Consider the following 16,743-nt stretch of genomic DNA (forward strand, 5'->3'; position numbering starts at 1 on the left):
CCCGCCTCATCCGTGCCGCTGCTGGAAATCGCGCATGAAGGCGACCAGCGCCTGCGCACCGGCCACCGGCATGGCGTTGTAGAGCGATGCGCGAAGGCCGCCCACCGCCTTGTGGCCCTTCAACGCCAGCAGGCCGGCGGCTTTCGATTCGGCGACGAAGCGCGTGGTGAGCGTTTCGTCGGGCAGGAAGAACGGGATGTTCATGCGTGAACGCACTGGCACGGCGACCTCGTTGCGGTAGAAGCCGCGGGAGCTGTCGATGGCGTCGTAGACCAGCGCGGCCTTGGCGGCGTTGCGGCGCGCGAACTCCTCCACCCCGCCCTGCTCCAGCATCCACTTCACCGTCAACCCGAGCAGGTACCAGTTCCAGGTCGGCGGCGTGTTGAGCATCGAATCCCGCGCCGCGTGCGAGGCATAGTTGAAGATGTCGGCGCGTGGTTGGCCGGCGCGCTCGAGCAGCGCGCGGCGCACGATCACCACCGACACGCCAACCGGCCCCAGGTTCTTCTGCGCGCCGGCGTAGATCAGGCCGTACCTCGACACGTCCAGCGGCTCGGAGGCGATCGACGAACTGAAGTCGGCGAACAGCGGCACCGTGCCGACGTCCGGCGTGTCGCGGAACTCCACGCCGTGGATGGTCTCGTTGGCGGTGATGTGGACGTAGGCGGCGTCGGCGCTCAGCGACCAGTCCTGGCGTGGCGGGATGTCGCGGAAGCCACCGGGCTCGCCGTCGGCGGCCACGTGCACGTCCACGTACGGCCTGACCTGCCTGATCGCGGTCTTGCCCCAGTGGCCGGTCACGACGTAGTCGACGGTCTGCCCGGGCGCGGCGAAGTTCAGCGCCAGCAGCGCCTGCTGGGTGGTCGCGCCGCCGGCCAGGAACAGCACGGCGTAGTCGTCGGGCACGGACAACAGGGTGCGCAGGTCAGCCTCGGCCTGGGCGGCCACGCCCATGAATTCGGCGCCACGGTGGCTCAGTTCGACGATCGACGCGCCCACTCCGTTCCAGTCCAGCATCTCGGCCTGTGCCTGGCGCAGGACCGGTTCCGGCAGCGTCGCGGGGCCGGCACTGAAGTTGTACGCGCGCGTCATGAAACACCCGTCACGAAAGGTGCCGTAGTATGCCGCAGTGCAGCGGTTGCGGGCGCAACCAAGGCCCGCCCGCGAAGGCCGCGCGGCAGCGGGAACTGCAGGCCCGGCCAGCGGTCCGAACCTGTCGTCTTCCGGAGTCCGTTCGATGCGCCACTTCCGCCTCCCCCGCATCGCCGCCACCCAGATCACCGACGAGTCGGTCTACCGCGACCGGCGCCGGCTGCTGGCCGCCTTCGCCACCAGCCCGCTGCTGGCCACCCTGCCTGGCTGCGCCGAGGCTGAACCGCCACCGCCGCCGAAGACTACGATCAGCGCCGCCGATGCGAAGGCCGGTTTCAGCACCCGCGAGGAGCTGACCCGCTACGAAGACATCACCACCTACAACAACTTCTACGAGTTCGGCACCGACAAGGGCGACCCGTCGCGCGCGGCCAAGACGCTGCGGACTTCGCCCTGGACCGTCGCGGTGGAGGGCGAATGCGCCAAGCCGGGACGCATCGGCCTGGAGGACCTGCTGCGCGGCCTGGCGCCGCAGGAGCGCGTCTACCGGCTGCGTTGCGTGGAAGGCTGGTCGATGGTGATCCCGTGGCTGGGCGTCCCGCTGGGCGACGTGCTCAGGCGCTTCGAGCCGACCTCGAAGGCCAGGTACGTCGCCTTCACCACCCTGGCCGACCCGAAGCAGATGCCGGGCATGCGCTACCGCTCGATCAACTGGCCCTACCGCGAGGGCCTGCGCATCGACGAGGCCATGCACCCGCTCACCCTGCTGGCCACCGGCCTGTACGGCAAGCCGCTGCCTCAGCAGAACGGCGCGCCACTGCGCCTGGTGGTGCCCTGGAAGTACGGCTTCAAGTCGATCAAGTCGATCGTCTCGATCCGCTTCGTCGAGAAGATGCCCGAGACGGCATGGCACGACCTGCAACCCTCGGAGTACGGCTTCTTCTCCAACGTCAATCCGGACGTGGACCATCCCCGCTGGAGCCAGAAGACCGAACGGCGCATCGCCGGGACCAAGAGCAAGCTGTTCGCCGAGCGGATCCCGACCCGGCCGTTCAACGGCTACGCCGAGCAGGTCGCTTCGATGTACGCGGGCATGGACCTGCGCAAGTGGTATTGAGGTGGCGGGTGGCGCCGACCGGACACCGGCGCGTATGAGCAGCCGCCCGAGGCCGGCCACGCCACCGGCGGTGGCCTGGGCCAAGGCCGCCGTGCATGCCGCCGCGCTCGCCCCGGCCGCCTGGCTGGGCTGGCAGATCTACCAGGTCTGGCGCACCGGCAGCGACGCGCTCGGCGCCGACCCGGTGGCCGAAATCGAACATCGCACCGGGCTGTGGGCGCTGCGCCTGCTGCTGCTCACCCTGGCGGTGACGCCTTTGCGACAGCTCACCGGCAAGCCCGTGCTGCTGCGTTTCCGGCGCATGCTCGGCCTGTATGCGTTCTTCTACGCCTGCCTGCACCTGGCCGCCTACCTGGCGCTGGACCTCGGTGGCTATTGGGCGCAGATCTTCGAGGAGATCGCCAAGCGGCCCTACATCACCGTCGGCTTCACCGCCTGGCTGCTGCTGGTGCCGCTGGCGGTGACCTCGACCCAGGGCTGGATGCGCCGCCTGGGCCGGCGCTGGGGCCAGCTGCACCGGCTGGTCTACCTGGTCGCCATACTGGCGATCCTGCATTTCTGGTGGCTGGTCAAATCCGACGTGCGCGAGCCGGCGGTCTATGCGGCGATCGCGGCACTGCTGCTGGGCTGGCGCGCATGGCGCCGCTTCAGCGCGCGCCGAACCACAGCAATGCGCTGAGGACCAGCCCCAGCAACAACGCCGCCAGCAACAGCCACGGCAGTCGCGCCGCCGGCCTGGGCAACGCGCCCGCGCCCGTGGTGACCTCGGAGACCGGGGCCGGGCCGTCCGCAGGTGGTGGCGCAGGCAGCGAAGGGAACTCGACGACGAAACGGTGCTGCCCCTCGAACACCACCTGGTCTCCCGGCCCCAGCACGGCGTCGCGGACCGGAATGCCGTTGACCAGGGTCGGCTCGTTGCCGAGGCCGCGCAGCAGGACCACCCCGCCATGCCGCTCCAGCAGCGCATGGCGCGCGGGGAAGGCCGGATCGTCGATGCGGATGTCGGCCTCGCGGGAGGCGCCGACGAGCCGCGACGGTCCCAGGGTGAAACTGCGCCCGTGGTGCTGCCCGCCGACGCCGCGCAGGAGCACGCGCGGGTCGGCCGCATGCTCGCCCGGATCCAGCGGCGAAGGCATGGCCCGCAACGGCGCGCGTACCAGCAGCTCGACGCTGTCGACGTAGACCGCGTCGCCGCCCCTCAGCAGCGCCATCCGCCGCACCGGCCGGCCGTTGACATGGATGCCGCGCGCGCCATTGGGCACCTGCAGCCACAAGCCGCGCTGGTCCAGGCAGAACTGGGCCACCAGCACGCCGGCGAGCGCCTCGCCGATGGCCAGCACGCCGTTGGGCTGGCGGACCACGCGGTGGACGCCGGGCGACAACGGGTGGTCGGCCTGCTGGCGATTGCTGAAATGGAGTTGCAGCTCGGTCATTGGCGGCAGAGCCTAGCAAATCGCGGCACGATTCCGCTGGCCCGCCGCCGGCCGGGCGGCTAACCTTGCCGATCCGCCTTTCCGCTTCCGCTCCCTGCAATGGCCCGCATCGAGATCGTGCACCTGCACACGCGTACCCCCGACGAGGCGCGACGCATCATCGACGGCATCGCCGCCCAGCTGGGCGAGCGCTTCGGCGTCGCTGGAACCTGGCGGGGCGACGCGGTCACGCTGGCCGGCCCCGGCCTGCAGGGCCAGGTCGAGCTGTTGCCCAGCCAGGTGAGGGTCACGGCCGAGCTCGGCTTCCTGCTTTCGGCCCTGCGTGGCCAGGTCGAGGCGGAGATCCGCCGCGTCCTGGGCGAACGCCTGGACTGACCGCGACTCACGCGCCCTTATCGGCCGCGCCTGCAGACTGGCCGGGTCACCCGACCACCAGGAGCGGACATGAGCGCAGACCCCCACACCCCCGGTTTCACCAGCGTGGCCGACCTGCAGGCGCAGGCCGGACGCATCGCCCGCGAACTGGGCGAGAACGCCCACCAGGTCTGGCTGGCCGGCATCGGCGCGCTGGCCCGCGCGCAGGACGAAGGCAGCAAGCTGTTCGAGCAGCTGGCCGAAGAAGGCCGGCAGGTCGAAGCCGGCGATCCGCCCGGCTCGGCCGGTGCCGCGGCTCGCCTGGAGGGCATGCGCCAGAGCCTGGATTCGGCGTTTGCCCGGGCCCAGGCCCGCGCCGGCGAGGCGTGGGACGGCATGGGCCGCATGTTCGAACAGCGCGTGCAGCAGGCGCTGCGCCAGCTAGACGTGCCCACCCGCGACGACCTCGATGCGCTCGGAGCCCGCATCGATGCGCTGACCCGCGAGCTGCAGCGCGGCCGCCACAGCGAGCACGCCCAGGCGCCCACGCGCGACATCCACGGCGGACCGAGCGAGCCCACGGCCGGCCCGTAGCCCGGGCCAAACCGCGCGCTCCGGTTTGTTGCACAGCACAACGCGGTTGTGCAGAATCGGAACCGGCCCGCCAGTCCAACCGCCGTTTGCTCCCCTCCCCTCTCGGCTACCGGACTGGCGGGCCTTCTTTCATCCCGGCCCGGCCCATCGGCGGCACCGGCAGGCGTGTAACATCGCGCACCGGCGCAGGGGATTCTTCGCAAGGATTGGCATGTCATCCTGGATCTTGGGACTGGCTCTGGCCGCATTGGCGGCGGTGCTCGCGGTGCTCTATCTGTGGCTGGTGCGGCGTCCGGAGACGGAAACGGCCGCCGGACTGCGCGCGCTGGCGAACCTGCGCTGGCGCGAGTTCGCCACCATCGTCGGCCAGGCCATGCAGCAGCGCGGCCTGCGCGACGCCAGCCTCGGCCCGGAGCCGGGCGGTGATTCCACCAGCAGCCAGTTGCTGATGACCGACGGCGAAAGCCGCTGGCTGCTCTCGTGCAAGCACGGCCTGGCCTACCGGCTGGGGGCTGCGAGCGTCGAGGAACTGGCGGGCGCGATGGACCTGGCCGGCGCGCGTTCCGGGATCCTGCTGACCGAGGGACGGGCCGAGCGCGACGCGCTGGCGGCGGCGACCGAGCGCGGCATCGAGGTGATCGACGGTCGCCGCCTGTGGCCGCTGCTCAAGCCCTTCATGCCGGTGGACACGACCCGGCGCATCGACCGCGACGCCGTCGCCCAGGCCAAGCGGCATACCGGGATCGCCCTGGGCGCCTCGCTGGTCCTGGGCCTGGTGGTGGCGGTGGTGCTGCCACGCATGGAATCGGCGGATGGCGACGGCGCGAGCCTGGTGGCGGTGGCGGCGCCTGTGGCCGCCCAGGCCGCCCAGGCCGCCCCGGCACCGGCAGCGCCGGCGGCCGCGACGCCCGCCCCGGACCAGGACGCCATCCAGGACAATCCCGACGACGCCACCCTGCTCCGCTACCAGGGCGACATCGCCCGCACGCTCTCCGACGTGCCCGGCATCACCCGCGCCTACTGGCTGACCCGTGCCACGCTGGTGATCGATCGCAGCGGCAGCGACCAGATGGTCTGGCCGCTGATCTGCGGCGAACTGGAGCGCTATCCGCCGCTGCGCGCCTCGCGCGTGCAGCTCAATCCGCGCCCCGGCAGCGACGAGCCGGTGCGCTGGAGGCAATGCCGGACCATGTGACCGGCAGCGGGCGCCAGGAACGGGATGCACCGCCACCAACCACGCGCCATTCCCGCGACAGCACAAACGAGAACGCCGGCCCAGGGGCCGGCGTTCTCGCATCCGCCCCGGGAAACCGGGCTCAGGCCGGCGGCCCGGCCTCGTTGGCGGACGATTCCCCGGCAGCGTGCGACGGCATCGGCTCATCCTCGTCGTCCAACGACGCATCGACCCGCTCGACGGCCTGCAGCGACTCGCCCTCGGACAGCCGGATCAGGGTCACGCCCTGGGTATTGCGGCCGACCTGCGAAATTTCCGAGGCGCGGGTGCGCACCAGGGTGCCGCCGTCGGAGATGAGCAGCACCTCATGCTGCTCGGACAGCTGGATCGCGCCGACCAGCTTGCCGTTGCGCTCGGTGGTCTGGATCGCGATCACGCCCTGGGTGCCACGGCCCTTCTTCGGATACTCCTCCAGCGGGGTGCGCTTGCCGTAGCCGCGCTCGCTGGCGGTGAGGATGTCGCCCTCCCCGTCCGGCACCACCAGGCTCACCACTTCCTCGCCGGGCGCCAGGCGGATGCCGCGCACGCCGGTGGCGGTGCGGCCCATCGAACGCACCTCGGACTCGTCGAAGCGCACCGCCTTGCCGTTGGAGGCAAACAGCATGATGTCGCTGGCGCCGTGGGTCAGTGCCACGCCGACCAGTGCGTCGCCCTCGTCGAGGCTGATGGCGATCTTGCCGCGCGCCAGCCGGAACGCGAACTCGGTCAGCGGGGTCTTCTTGACCGTGCCGTCGCGGGTGGCGAAGAACACGTAGTAGCCCTCGGCGTACTCGCGTACCGGCAGCACCGCCTGGACCTTCTCGCCTTCCTCCAGCGGGATCCAGTTGATGATCGGCCGGCCACGCGCGTTGGAACCGGCCTCCGGCAGCTGGTGCACCGGCAGCCAGAACACCTTGCCGCTACTGGTGAAGGTCAACAGCGTGTCGTGCGTGTTGACCAGCCACAACTGGTCGATGAAATCCTCTTCCTTGGTCGCCGCCGCGCTGCGTCCGCGGCCGCCGCGCTTCTGCGCGCGATAGGCCGACACCGGCTGGCGCTTGGCGTAGCCGGCATGGGACAGGGTCACCACCACATCTTCCGGCGCGATCAGGTCGAGGATGTCCAGGTCTTCCTCGCTGGCGCGGATTTCGCTGCGGCGCGCGTCGCCGAACTCCTCCTTGAGGTTGTTGAGCTCGGTGCGGATCACCTCGCGCAGCACGTCCGGGTTCTCGAGGATCTCGATCAGGCCGCGGATGGTTTCCAGCAGCTGGCGGTACTCGTCGGTCAGCTTGTCCTGCTCCAGGCCGGTCAGGCGGTGCAGGCGCATCTCGAGGATCTGCTGGGCCTGGACCTCGGTCAGCTGGTAGCGGCCGTCGATGAAGCCCACGCCCTCGGGCAGGCCCTCGGGCCGCGAGGCCTCCGCCCCGGCGGCGGCCAGGAGCGCGCCGACCAGGCCCGGCTCCCAACTGCGGCCGAGCATGCGCTCCTTGGCCACCTGCGGGGTTTCCGAGGTCTTGATCAGCTCGATCATCTCGTCGATGTTGGCCAGCGCGACGGTCAGGCCTTCCAGCACGTGCGCGCGCGCACGTGCCTTGCGCAGTTCGAAGATCGTGCGGCGGGTCACCACTTCGCGGCGATGGCGCAGGAACGCCTCGAGGATCTGCTTGAGGTTCACCAGCTGCGGCCGGCCGTCGACCAGGGCGACCATGTTGATGCCGAACACCGACTCCAGCTGGGTCTGCTGGTACAGGTTGTTGAGCACCACCTCGGCCGATTCGCCGCGCTTGACCTCGATGTAGATGCGCATGCCGTCCTTGTCGGACTCGTCGCGCAGCTCGGAGATGCCCTCGATCTTCTTTTCCTTGACCAGCTCGGCGATCTTCTCGATCAGCCGCGCCTTGTTCACCTGGTACGGGATCTCGGTGACGATGATCGATTCGCGGCCGTTGTCGGCCACCTCGACATCGGCCTTGGCGCGCATGCGCACGCGGCCGCGGCCGGTGCGGTAGGCCAGCTGGATGCCGCCGACGCCGTTGATGATGCCCGCGGTCGGGAAGTCCGGGCCCGGGATGTACTGCATCAGGCCATCGACATCCAGGTCCGGCTCGTCGATCAGCGCGAGCAGGCCGTTCACCACCTCGGTCAGGTTGTGCGGCGGGATGTTGGTGGCCATGCCCACGGCAATACCAGCCGAGCCATTCACCAGCAGGTTCGGGAACCGGGTCGGCATGACCGTCGGCTCCAGTTCCTTCTCGTCGTAGTTGGGCTGGAAATCGACGGTTTCCTTGTCGATGTCGGCCATCAGCTCGTGGGTGAGGCGCGACATGCGCGCCTCGGTGTAGCGCATCGCCGCGGCCGAGTCGCCGTCGACCGAACCGAAGTTGCCCTGGCCGTCGACCAGCAGGTAGCGCAGCGAGAACGGCTGGGCCATGCGCACCAGCGTGTCGTAGACCGACTGGTCGCCGTGCGGGTGGTACTTGCCGATGACGTCGCCGACGATTCGCGCGGACTTGTAGTACGGCTTGTTGCTGTGCGCGCCCAGTTCGTGCATCGCGAAAAGCACCCGGCGGTGCACCGGCTTGAGGCCGTCTCGCACGTCGGGGAGTGCGCGCCCCACGATCACGCTCATGGCGTAGTCGAGGTAGCTGCGGCGCATCTCGTCTTCGAGATTGACCGGGATGATTTCTTTCGCCAGATCCGTCATCAGGGCTCTTCGTCAGGTGGTTCCGGCGCCGCCCGCGGGTGTCGCGGGGGACGCAGCGCGGAGGACTCCGCACAATCGCGCGATTCTAGCACGATTGCCCGTCGGAACGGCGCCTATTTCCACGCAGAAACAAGCACTTGCACCCTGCCCGACCGGTCAATCCTGCGGGCCTGGGCGGCCTGCCGGCACGCGCTGGCCGGCCGCGCGGATCGGCAGCCGTGCTGGCCTGCGGGATCCGCCACGCGGGCGGCCGGAGCGGGCCGCGCGGCATCAGCCAGGCGGGTGTCCGGCGCAGGTGCCGCGGAAGCGCGCATGGCCGCCCGGCCCTGCCTCGCGGCGGGCACCCACCATCGTCGATCCCGGGCGTACCGGGCGATTACGCCGCCGCTCAGGCGCCGAACAGCGCCCGCATCTTCGCCGTGTCGGGCTGCTCGACTACGCCCTTCTCGGTCACGATCGCATCGATCAGCCCGGCCGGGGTCACGTCGAACACCGGATTCCAGGCCGCGATGCCCTCGGCCACCGTGCGCACGCCACCCACGCCGTGCAGCTCGCCCGGATCGCGCTGCTCGATCTCGATGGCCGCACCGTCGGGCGTCTCCAGGTCCACCGTGGACGATGGCGCCACGACCATGAACTTCACCCCATGGTGGCGGGCGGCGATGGCCAGCGCATAGGTGCCGATCTTGTTGGCGGTGTCGCCGTTGGCGCAGATCCGGTCGGCGCCGACCACGATCCACTGCACCGCCCCGGTCTTCATCAGGTGCGCGGCGGCCGAATCGGCGATCAGGGTCGCGTCGATGCCGTCCTGCTGAAGCTCCCACACGGTCAGGCGCGCGCCCTGCAGCCAGGGCCGGGTCTCGCCCGCGAACACCCGCGCGATGCGCCCTTCGGCCACGCCGGCGCGGATCACGCCCAGCGCGGTGCCGAAGCCGGCGGTGGCGAGCGAGCCGGTGTTGCAATGGGTCAGCACGCCGCTGCCGGGGGCCACCAGCGCCGCGCCGAGCGCGCCCATGTGGCGGTTGGCGGCCAGGTCTTCGTCGTTGATCGCCTGCGCCTGGCGCTCGAGCACCTGCCGCCAGTCGCCGCCGGCGCCGGCCAGCGCACGCCGCATGCGCGCCAGCGCCCAGGCCAGGTTGACCGCGGTCGGACGCGCGGCGTTGAGCCGCTGCAGGGCCGGCTCGATCCTGCGCAGGGCTTCGTCGCCGTCGGCGGCATCGACATCCCGTCCCGCCAGCACCACGCCCCAGGCCGCGGCGATGCCGATCGCCGGCGCGCCACGCACGGCGAGGTCACGGATGGCCTGCGCGACCTCGTCGCTGTCGTCGCAGGTCACGTGTTCGACCGCGAACGGCAGCTTGCGCTGGTCCAGCAGTTCCAGCGCCTGGCCGGTCCACAGGATCGGCCGGATGTGGTCGTAGCGGTCGAAGTCGAAGGCGGTATCCATGCGCGCATTGTAGGGCGCACCGGCACCGTCGCCACGCCCGGCCCCGCCCGGAGCGCTACTCGACGCTGAACTGCGCGCGACAGCCGTTGTCGACCCACACCTTCTCCGGCGTCCAGCCCCAGCTGCGCCCCTCCTCGCAGGCCATGCCCGAGAGCTGGCGGACCAGGGTCGCGCCGCGTTCGATGGTCGTGCCGCACTCGCGGCGCACCTGGTCCTTGGACTCGCAGGTGAGCAGGCGGGGACCGGGCGGGAACCCGGCATCGCGGTCGCCGACCTCGAACTCGCCCTTGCACCCGCGCGACACCCAGACTTCGTTGCGGCCCACGCCCCAGCTCTCGTCGCGCTTGCACGGCAGCACCGAGACCTGGCGCAGCAGCCGTACCGGCGCCCCGCGCAGCGCCACCGGGCAGCTGCGGGTGCGTCCGCCGCTGGATTCGCAGCGGATCATCTGGCGGCTGACGGTGACGGCGCCGTCGCGCGCGCGGAACTCGGCGCGGCAGCCGCGGGCCACCCAGACGCCCGCCGCATCCACGCCCCAGTCCGACTCGCGGATGCAGGCGTTGCCCGACAGCTGGCGCACCAGTTCGACGTCGTTGCGGGTATCCATCGGGCAGTGCACCCGCCTGAGGTCGGACGATTCGCACCGCACCACACCGTCCGCCGCGACGGCGCCAGGGCCGGCCAGGACCATCATCCCGAAGGCGACGCAGAGCGCCATCCATCGCGCCATCGCGCCCGGTCCTCCGCCTACCTGCGTATCGCCTGCCACGTCCATCCGTGCCGCCCCCCGACGGATCCCTGTTCGACCGATTCTGGACCCCACCCCGGAAAATCCGGTGAATGCCCCGCACTCCGCTCAGGCGCGTCCGAAATCGAAGGCCAGTACATCGCCGATCCGGTCCGTGCCCAACAGGGCCATCAGCAGCCGCTCGACGCCCAGGGCCACGCCGGCGCAGTCCGGCATGCCGGACTGCAGCGCGCCGAGCAGGCGTCCGTCCACCGGCGGTTGCACGGTGCCGCGCGCGGCGCGCACCGCGCAGTCGCGTTCGAAGCGCTGGCGCTGCTCGGCCGCATCGGTCAGTTCATGGTAGCCATTGGCCAGTTCGAAGCGGCCCAGGTACAGCTCGAAACGCTCGGCCACCGGCGGGTCGCCATCGCGGACCCTGGCCAGCGCGCACTGGCTGGCCGGCCAGTCGTGCACGACGGTTATCCGGTTGGCGGCGAAGCCTGGCTGGATCCGGTGCGTCATCAGCAGGTCGAGCCAGTCGTCGCGGGTGAGCCCCTGCCCGTCGATGACAATATCGGCCAGCGGGTGGCGCAGCTGCGCGTCGTCCGCCAGGAACGGATCGATCCCGACACCGCGCCGGAACAGTTCCCGGTACGTGACCGACTCCACCTCCGCGCACCGTCCTACGAGCGCCAGCGTCAGCTGCACCAGCGCGACGGCCTCGTCGGCCAGGCGCAGGTGGTCCCACCCCACCCGGTACCACTCGAGCATGGTGAACTCGGGGTTGTGGCGTCCCCCGGCCTCGCCGTTGCGGAACACCCGTCCCAGCTCGTAGCAGTCGCCGATGCCGGCGGCCAGCAGGCGCTTGAGCGGATACTCCGGCGAGGTCCGCAGCCAGCGCCGTGGCGCACCGGCATCACGGTGGCCGCTGAAGGCGGTGCTGAAGCTGTCGATGTTCGGTTCGGTGTTGCCGGCTTCCGACAGCACCGGGGTCTCCACTTCCAGCACCCCGCGTGCGGCGAAGAAGCCGCGGATTTCCGCATAGAGGCGCGCGCGCAAGCGCATCGCCTCCAGGCTGCCGCTCGGACGCCAGTCGCCGGCGCTCAACCGTGCTGCTCCAGGAACGCCAGCAGGCGGGCCTCGTCCCAGACCTCGATGCCCAGTTCCTCGGCCTTGGCCAGCTTCGAACCGGCCGCTTCACCTGCGATCACCAGGCTGGTCTTCTTGGAGACGCTGCCGGCCGTCTTCGCACCCAGCGATTCGAGCCGGGCCTTGGCGTCGTCGCGCCCCATCGAGGCGAGGGTGCCGGTGAGCACCACCGTCTTGCCCTCCAGCGGACCGGCCGGCTGCCCGCCGCTGTCAGGCAGCAGCGCGCGCAGCCGCGCCTGCGCCTGCGCGCTGCGCAGCAGCAGCTCGGCGTTGGAGGGCGATTCCAGCCAGGCCACCAGCGCGTTGGCGGTGTCGGCCGGCAGGCCGGCGGTGACAAGGTTGTGCGGCGGTGCGTCGAGCACCGCCTGCGCGTCCGCGAACGCCGCGCCCAGCTGCGCCGCGCGCACCGGCGTCACCTTCGGGATCTCCAGGTCGACCAGCAGCGTCGCCAGGTCCAGGCCTTCGCCCAGCCTGGGGCTGGGCGGATGGCTGTCGCCGATGCGCACGCCGCGTTCGAGCAGGCGGTCGATCACCTGCTGGTTGCCGGGCTGGTCGAGGAAATGCCCGATCGCACGCGCCACCTCGCCGCCGATGTCAGGCACGCGCTTGAACAGCGGCCACGGCAGGTGGCGGATCAGATCCAGGTCGCCGAACCACTGCGCCAGCGCCTTGGCCGTGCTCTCGCCGACGTGCTCGATGCCCAGCGCGTACAGGAAGCGCGCCAGGGTGGTGTCGCGGCTGCGGTCGATCGCCACGATCAGGTTGTCGGCCCACTTGGTGGCGACCTTGCCGGCCTTCACGGTGTCGGGCGTCGTGCCGTCGCGCTCGTCCGCACGGCGCTTCATCTCCAGCAGGTCGTCCACGCCCAGCCGGTAGAGGTCCGACACGTCCTGCAGGTAACCCAGCTCGGACAGCGACTCGATGTAGCGCTCGCCCAGCCCGTCGATGTCCATCGCCCGCCGGCTGGCGAAGTGGAACACCGCCTGGACGCGCTGCGCCGGGCAGCTCAGCTCGCCGGAGCAGCGCCATACGGCGGCGCCTTCCTCGCGCACGACTTCCGAGCCGCAGACCGGGCAGGCCATCGGCATCGACCAGGGCCTGGCATCGGGTGGACGCCGATCGACCACCACCTGCACCACCTCCGGGATGACGTCGCCGGCGCGCCGCACGATCACCGTGTCGCCGTTGCGCACGTCCAGCCGGGCCACGTGGTCGGCGTTGTGCAGGGTGGCGCGGGTCACGGTGACGCCGCCCACCTGCACCGGCTGCATCAGCGCCCACGGCGTGACCGCGCCGGTGCGGCCGACATTGACCTCGATCGACTCGACCACGGTGGTCTGTTCCTGGGCCGGGAACTTGTGGGCGATGGCCCAGCGCGGCGCGCGCGAGACGAAACCCATCTCGCGCTGCCCGGCATAGTCGTCGAGCTTGTAGACCACGCCGTCGATATCGAACGGCAGCCCGTCGCGGGCCTCGCCGATCCGCCGGTAGTACCCGAGCAGTCCTTCGACGCCACTGACCACCTCGGCCAGGTCGCTGACCGGGAAACCCCAGTCGCGCAACCGCGCCAGCGTGGCCGAATGCGTGTCGGGGAGGGTCCCGCCCTCGGCCAGGCCGGTGCCGTAGGCATAGAAGCTCAAGGGCCGCTGCGCGGTGAGCTTCGGATCGATCTGCCGCAGCGAACCGGCCGCGCCGTTGCGCGGGTTGGCCAGCACCTTGCCGCCGTGCAGCCGCGCATGCTCGTTGTAGCGCTCGAAATCGGCGCGGCCCATGTACACCTCGCCGCGCACTTCCAGCACCTTCGGCCAGCCCTTGCCCTGCAACCGCTGCGGGATCACCGCGATGGTGCGCAGGTTGGCGCTGACATCCTCGCCGGTGGCGCCGTCGCCGCGGGTGGCACCCTGCACGAACGCGCCGTCCTCGTAGCGCAGGCTGATCGCCAGGCCGTCGAGCTTGGGCTCGGCGGAGAAGACCAGCACGTCGCGGTCCAGCCGTTCGCGGATGCGGCGCACGAAGTCGGCCACCTCCCCGTCCTCGAACGCGTTGCCCAGCGAGAGCATCGGCACGGCGTGGACGACCGGGGGAAAGCGCCCGGCGGGCGCGGCGCCGACGCGGCGGGTCGGCGAGTCGCTGGCGGCCAGTTCCGGGTGCTGGGCTTCCAGGGCCTCTAGCTCGCGCACCAGCGCGTCGTACTGCGCGTCGGTGATGTCCGGCGCGTCGTGCTGGTGGTAGCGCTGGTTGGCGTCTTCGATCCGGCTGCGGAGCTCGGCGACGCGACGTGCGGGATCGGGGGTGCTCATGCGCCGATTCTACCCGGGCGCTTGCCGCGTCCGGGCCGCTCCCGTAGCGTGCCGGAAGGCTCCCGCCATCACGCGACCATGACGCACATGCCCGATCGCCGCCGCTTCCTCGGCCTGACCGCCTGCAGCCTGGCCACCGCCGGCCTGGCGCCGCTGCTGGGCACCGGACCGGCGCATGCGCAACTGCCGCCGGCGCTGCCGGGCATGGGCGATCCCGATGCGGTGCTGCTCAATTTCAACGAGAACCCGCAGGGTCCGTTCCCCGAAGCGCGCGCGGCGGCGGGTGCAGGCATGGCCCAGGCCCACCGCTACCTGTTCGGGCCCCAGCGCGAGCTGGTGGAGGTGTTCGTCGCGCAGAACCAGTTGCGCGAAGACCAGGTCGCCGGCTATTGCGGCTCGGGCGTGGCGCTGGATTCGGCGGCGCTGGCGTTCACCTCGAAGCAGGCGGCACTGGTCACCGCCGATCCCACCTTCGAATCGCTGGCGCAGATGGCCGGTGCCCACGGCGCGCCGGTGGTGCGCGTACCGCTGCCGGCCGACGGCGCCCACGACGTGGAGGCGATGGCGGCCGCGGCCAGGGCGTCGGGCGCTGGCCTGGTCTACGTGTGCAACCCGAACAACCCCACCGGCTCGATCACCCCGCGCGCGCGGATCGACTGGCTGCTGGCCCACAAGCCGGCCGGCAGCGTGCTACTGGTCGACGAGGCCTACATCCACTACAGCGACGAGCCGGACACGCTGGACCTGGTCCGCGCCGGCGCCGACGTGGTCGTGCTGCGCACCTTCTCCAAGATCTACGGCATGGCCGGCATGCGCCTGGGCCTGGCGGTGGCCCGGCCGGACCTGCTGCAACGGCTGGTGCTGTTCGGCGCCAACAGCCTGCCGGTGCCTAGCGTGGCGGCCGGCATCGCCAGCCTGCGCCACCCGCAGCACCTGGCCGCGCGCAAGGCCGAGAACACCCGCCTGCGCGAGGAGACCGTGGCCTGGCTGGCGGCGCGCGGCCATGCCTGCCTGCCCAGCCAGGCCAACTGCTTCATGGTCGACGTAAAAGGCGACGGTCGTGCGTTCAGCGCGGCGATGGCCCGGCACAAGGTATTCGTCGGCCGCAGCTGGCCGGCGATGCCGCGGCACGTGCGGGTCACGGTCGGGACCGCAGCGGAGATGGCGCGCTTCCGCGAGGCGTTCGCCGTGGTGACGGGCTAGCTCGGACGGGCTGGCTGGCGTGGGGAACGGCTCGCATCGGGCCGGCCCGACCCCGGGCTCGCCCCCTCCACGCGGGAACGCAGCGGCGGGCCTGCGGCCGCTTCCGGGCGACGCCCCCGCAGCTCAATCCGCCCTGGCGGCCACGCGCACCGCGTCGGCGAACGCATAGGCCGCCAGCCGCTCGTCGAGTGTGCCGGCATGCAGTTCGAACAGGTGGTTGTCGTAGTCGTGGAAGTAGAGCGAGGCGCCTTCGCCCTCGATCCGCCCGCGCCCCGACAGGATCTCCACGCCCAGCGCCTGCAGGCGTTGCCGGTACCGTGGCAGGTCCGCGCCGTCCACGGCGAAAGCCACGTGCCGGTAGCTGCGCTCGGCCAGCGGCGCGCCTTCCATCGCCACCAGCCAGGCATCGCCCAGCACGAAGAACTTCTCGCGCGAGAGCGAATGCTCGCGACCGGCGCTGTCGTAGACTTCGCGCGCGCCCAGCCCTTCGCACAGCAAGCGCGCGGTGCGTTCCAGGTCGGCGACCACGAAGGTCACGTGGCTGATGCCGCGGACGGACATCGTCCGTCGCCGCCTACCAGCGCGGCGCCTTGGTCAGCGGAGGCGCCTCGTGCTGGCGGTCGTAGGCGCGCAGCTCGTCGCGGATGTGGGCGATGCGCTGGCGACCGAGCGCGTTGCGGCTGTCGTCCAGGACCACGCCGTCGAGCAGTTCGGCCATGCGCTGCACGGTGGGCAGCATCTTCTCCCAGGCATCGAGCGCCGGCACCGGCGCCGGCAGGGTCAGGAAGAAGGCGATGGCCGGGGTCTCCAGTTCCCGGATCGTGCCCATGTCGAAGCTGCCGGGCTTGATGATGCTGGCCATGCTGAACACCGGGCCGCGTTCCGGGTGCCCTTCCAGCAGTCGGTGGAACACGCTCATGTGGCCGAAGACCATGCCGGTCTTCTCGGCCGCCACCACGATGTCTTCCCCGCGCAGCACGCTCCCGGCGCGGGCGGCCACGTACAGCGAAACGATCTTGTCGAAATCCTGGGTCTCGCGCCGGCCCAGGTGGCTGGCCGCGGGCGCCGCCGCGCCGCCCAGGCCCAGCTCGGGCTGGCTGACCCGCTCACCGCTGTAGTCCTCGTCCGCCGCCGCCGGGTCGAGGCCGTCGAGCGACGGCTCGCGCCGGGCGCTGCCGTACTCGGGCGTCATCGCCGGCGACTGCCGGGACTCGCGGCGCGTGCCCTGCTGTTCCTTGCGCGGCCTGCCGAAGAACCAGATCGCCGCCAGCAGCAGCAGGCCGACGATCAGGATGCCGATGCGCAGCAGGTCTTTGTCGGACATGGAACGCGTCTCCGCCGGGGGTCAGAAGGCTGCAAGGATGTCACGAGCGGCGGCCGGGGAAAAACCCCGGCGCGTCCGCCGCGGCC

15 protein-coding genes are annotated in these 16,743 nt (G+C 71.2%); 6 read left to right on the top strand and 9 right to left on the bottom strand.

Features of this window, described 5'->3' with window-relative positions; all coding sequences use genetic code 11:
• Positions 1-6: 6 nt before the first annotated feature.
• The gene (gene serC / locus ABKA19_RS10590; RefSeq protein ID WP_353688863.1) at positions 7-1,092 is read right to left on the bottom strand and encodes a 3-phosphoserine/phosphohydroxythreonine transaminase; all 1,086 of its coding nucleotides are present in this window, start codon (positions 1,090-1,092) and stop codon (positions 7-9) included.
• A 145-nt stretch (positions 1,093-1,237) separates the two neighbouring features.
• Between serC and msrP the strand changes: the two genes are divergently transcribed.
• On the top strand, positions 1,238-2,209 hold the full coding sequence (gene msrP / locus ABKA19_RS10595; RefSeq protein ID WP_353688864.1) for a protein-methionine-sulfoxide reductase catalytic subunit MsrP: 972 nt from the start codon (positions 1,238-1,240) through the stop codon (positions 2,207-2,209).
• Between the two features lie 34 nt (positions 2,210-2,243).
• Positions 2,244-2,888, top strand: a complete 645-nt coding sequence (gene msrQ, locus ABKA19_RS10600; RefSeq protein WP_353688865.1) for a protein-methionine-sulfoxide reductase heme-binding subunit MsrQ — start codon at positions 2,244-2,246, stop codon at positions 2,886-2,888.
• On the opposite strand, the gene ABKA19_RS10605 is transcribed toward msrQ, so the two are convergent.
• Complete coding sequence (locus ABKA19_RS10605) at positions 2,857-3,642, bottom strand: FHA domain-containing protein (protein WP_353688866.1); 786 nt, start codon at positions 3,640-3,642, stop codon at positions 2,857-2,859. The two genes, msrQ and ABKA19_RS10605, sit on opposite strands and share 32 nt — an antisense overlap.
• 99 nt (positions 3,643-3,741) lie before the next feature.
• Here ABKA19_RS10605 and ABKA19_RS10610 point away from each other — a divergent pair, with 99 nt between their 5' ends.
• The 3 genes from ABKA19_RS10610 to ABKA19_RS10620 all read left to right on the top strand — a co-directional run bounded on the left by ABKA19_RS10610 (position 3,742) and on the right by ABKA19_RS10620 (position 5,785).
• Positions 3,742-4,017 (top strand): polyhydroxyalkanoic acid system family protein, encoded by a 276-nt coding sequence (locus ABKA19_RS10610; RefSeq protein WP_162377428.1) that lies wholly within the window; start codon positions 3,742-3,744, stop codon positions 4,015-4,017.
• Positions 4,018-4,086: 69 nt separating this feature from the next.
• Complete coding sequence (locus ABKA19_RS10615) at positions 4,087-4,590, top strand: phasin family protein (RefSeq protein WP_353688867.1); 504 nt, start codon at positions 4,087-4,089, stop codon at positions 4,588-4,590.
• Positions 4,591-4,801: 211 nt separating this feature from the next.
• Positions 4,802-5,785, top strand: coding sequence for a restriction endonuclease (locus tag ABKA19_RS10620; protein ID WP_353688868.1), 984 nt, complete (start codon positions 4,802-4,804; stop codon positions 5,783-5,785).
• Positions 5,786-5,906: 121 nt separating this feature from the next.
• On the opposite strand, the gene gyrA is transcribed toward ABKA19_RS10620, so the two are convergent.
• From gyrA to ligA, 5 genes are all read right to left on the bottom strand, one after another.
• Positions 5,907-8,507 carry a DNA gyrase subunit A gene (gyrA, locus tag ABKA19_RS10625; RefSeq protein ID WP_353688869.1) on the bottom strand — a complete coding sequence of 867 codons (2,601 nt, stop codon included), beginning with the start codon at positions 8,505-8,507 and terminating at the stop codon, positions 5,907-5,909.
• Between the two features lie 388 nt (positions 8,508-8,895).
• On the bottom strand, positions 8,896-9,954 hold the full coding sequence (gene mtnA / locus ABKA19_RS10630; RefSeq protein ID WP_353688870.1) for an S-methyl-5-thioribose-1-phosphate isomerase: 1,059 nt from the start codon (positions 9,952-9,954) through the stop codon (positions 8,896-8,898).
• A 55-nt stretch (positions 9,955-10,009) separates the two neighbouring features.
• On the bottom strand, positions 10,010-10,684 hold the full coding sequence (locus ABKA19_RS10635; protein ID WP_502945763.1) for a DUF3011 domain-containing protein: 675 nt from the start codon (positions 10,682-10,684) through the stop codon (positions 10,010-10,012).
• Between the two features lie 126 nt (positions 10,685-10,810).
• Complete coding sequence (gene epmA, locus ABKA19_RS10640) at positions 10,811-11,746, bottom strand: EF-P lysine aminoacylase EpmA (protein WP_502945775.1); 936 nt, start codon at positions 11,744-11,746, stop codon at positions 10,811-10,813.
• 38 nt (positions 11,747-11,784) lie between these two features.
• Entirely contained in the window at positions 11,785-14,130 is a 2,346-nt protein-coding gene (gene ligA / locus ABKA19_RS10645; RefSeq protein ID WP_353688872.1) for an NAD-dependent DNA ligase LigA, read from the bottom strand.
• 78 nt (positions 14,131-14,208) lie between these two features.
• On the opposite strand from ligA, the gene ABKA19_RS10650 reads away from it, so the two are divergent.
• On the top strand, positions 14,209-15,333 hold the full coding sequence (locus ABKA19_RS10650) for a pyridoxal phosphate-dependent aminotransferase (RefSeq protein ID WP_353688873.1): 1,125 nt from the start codon (positions 14,209-14,211) through the stop codon (positions 15,331-15,333).
• Between the two features lie 123 nt (positions 15,334-15,456).
• Here the strand turns inward: ABKA19_RS10650 and fosX are convergent, their stop codons facing one another.
• Together fosX and zipA are read right to left on the bottom strand one after the other, a co-directional pair.
• A complete protein-coding gene (gene fosX, locus ABKA19_RS10655; protein ID WP_353688874.1) occupies positions 15,457-15,894 on the bottom strand; it encodes a FosX/FosE/FosI family fosfomycin resistance hydrolase in 438 nt (145 codons plus the stop codon).
• A gap of 13 nt (positions 15,895-15,907) precedes the next feature.
• Positions 15,908-16,657, bottom strand: coding sequence for a cell division protein ZipA (zipA, locus tag ABKA19_RS10660; protein WP_353688875.1), 750 nt, complete (start codon positions 16,655-16,657; stop codon positions 15,908-15,910).
• Between the last annotated feature and the right edge of the window lie 86 nt (positions 16,658-16,743).

It is taken from the genome of Pseudoxanthomonas sp. Soil82, from assembly GCF_040446535.1.
Lineage (GTDB): Bacteria > Pseudomonadota > Gammaproteobacteria > Xanthomonadales > Xanthomonadaceae > Pseudoxanthomonas > Pseudoxanthomonas kaohsiungensis.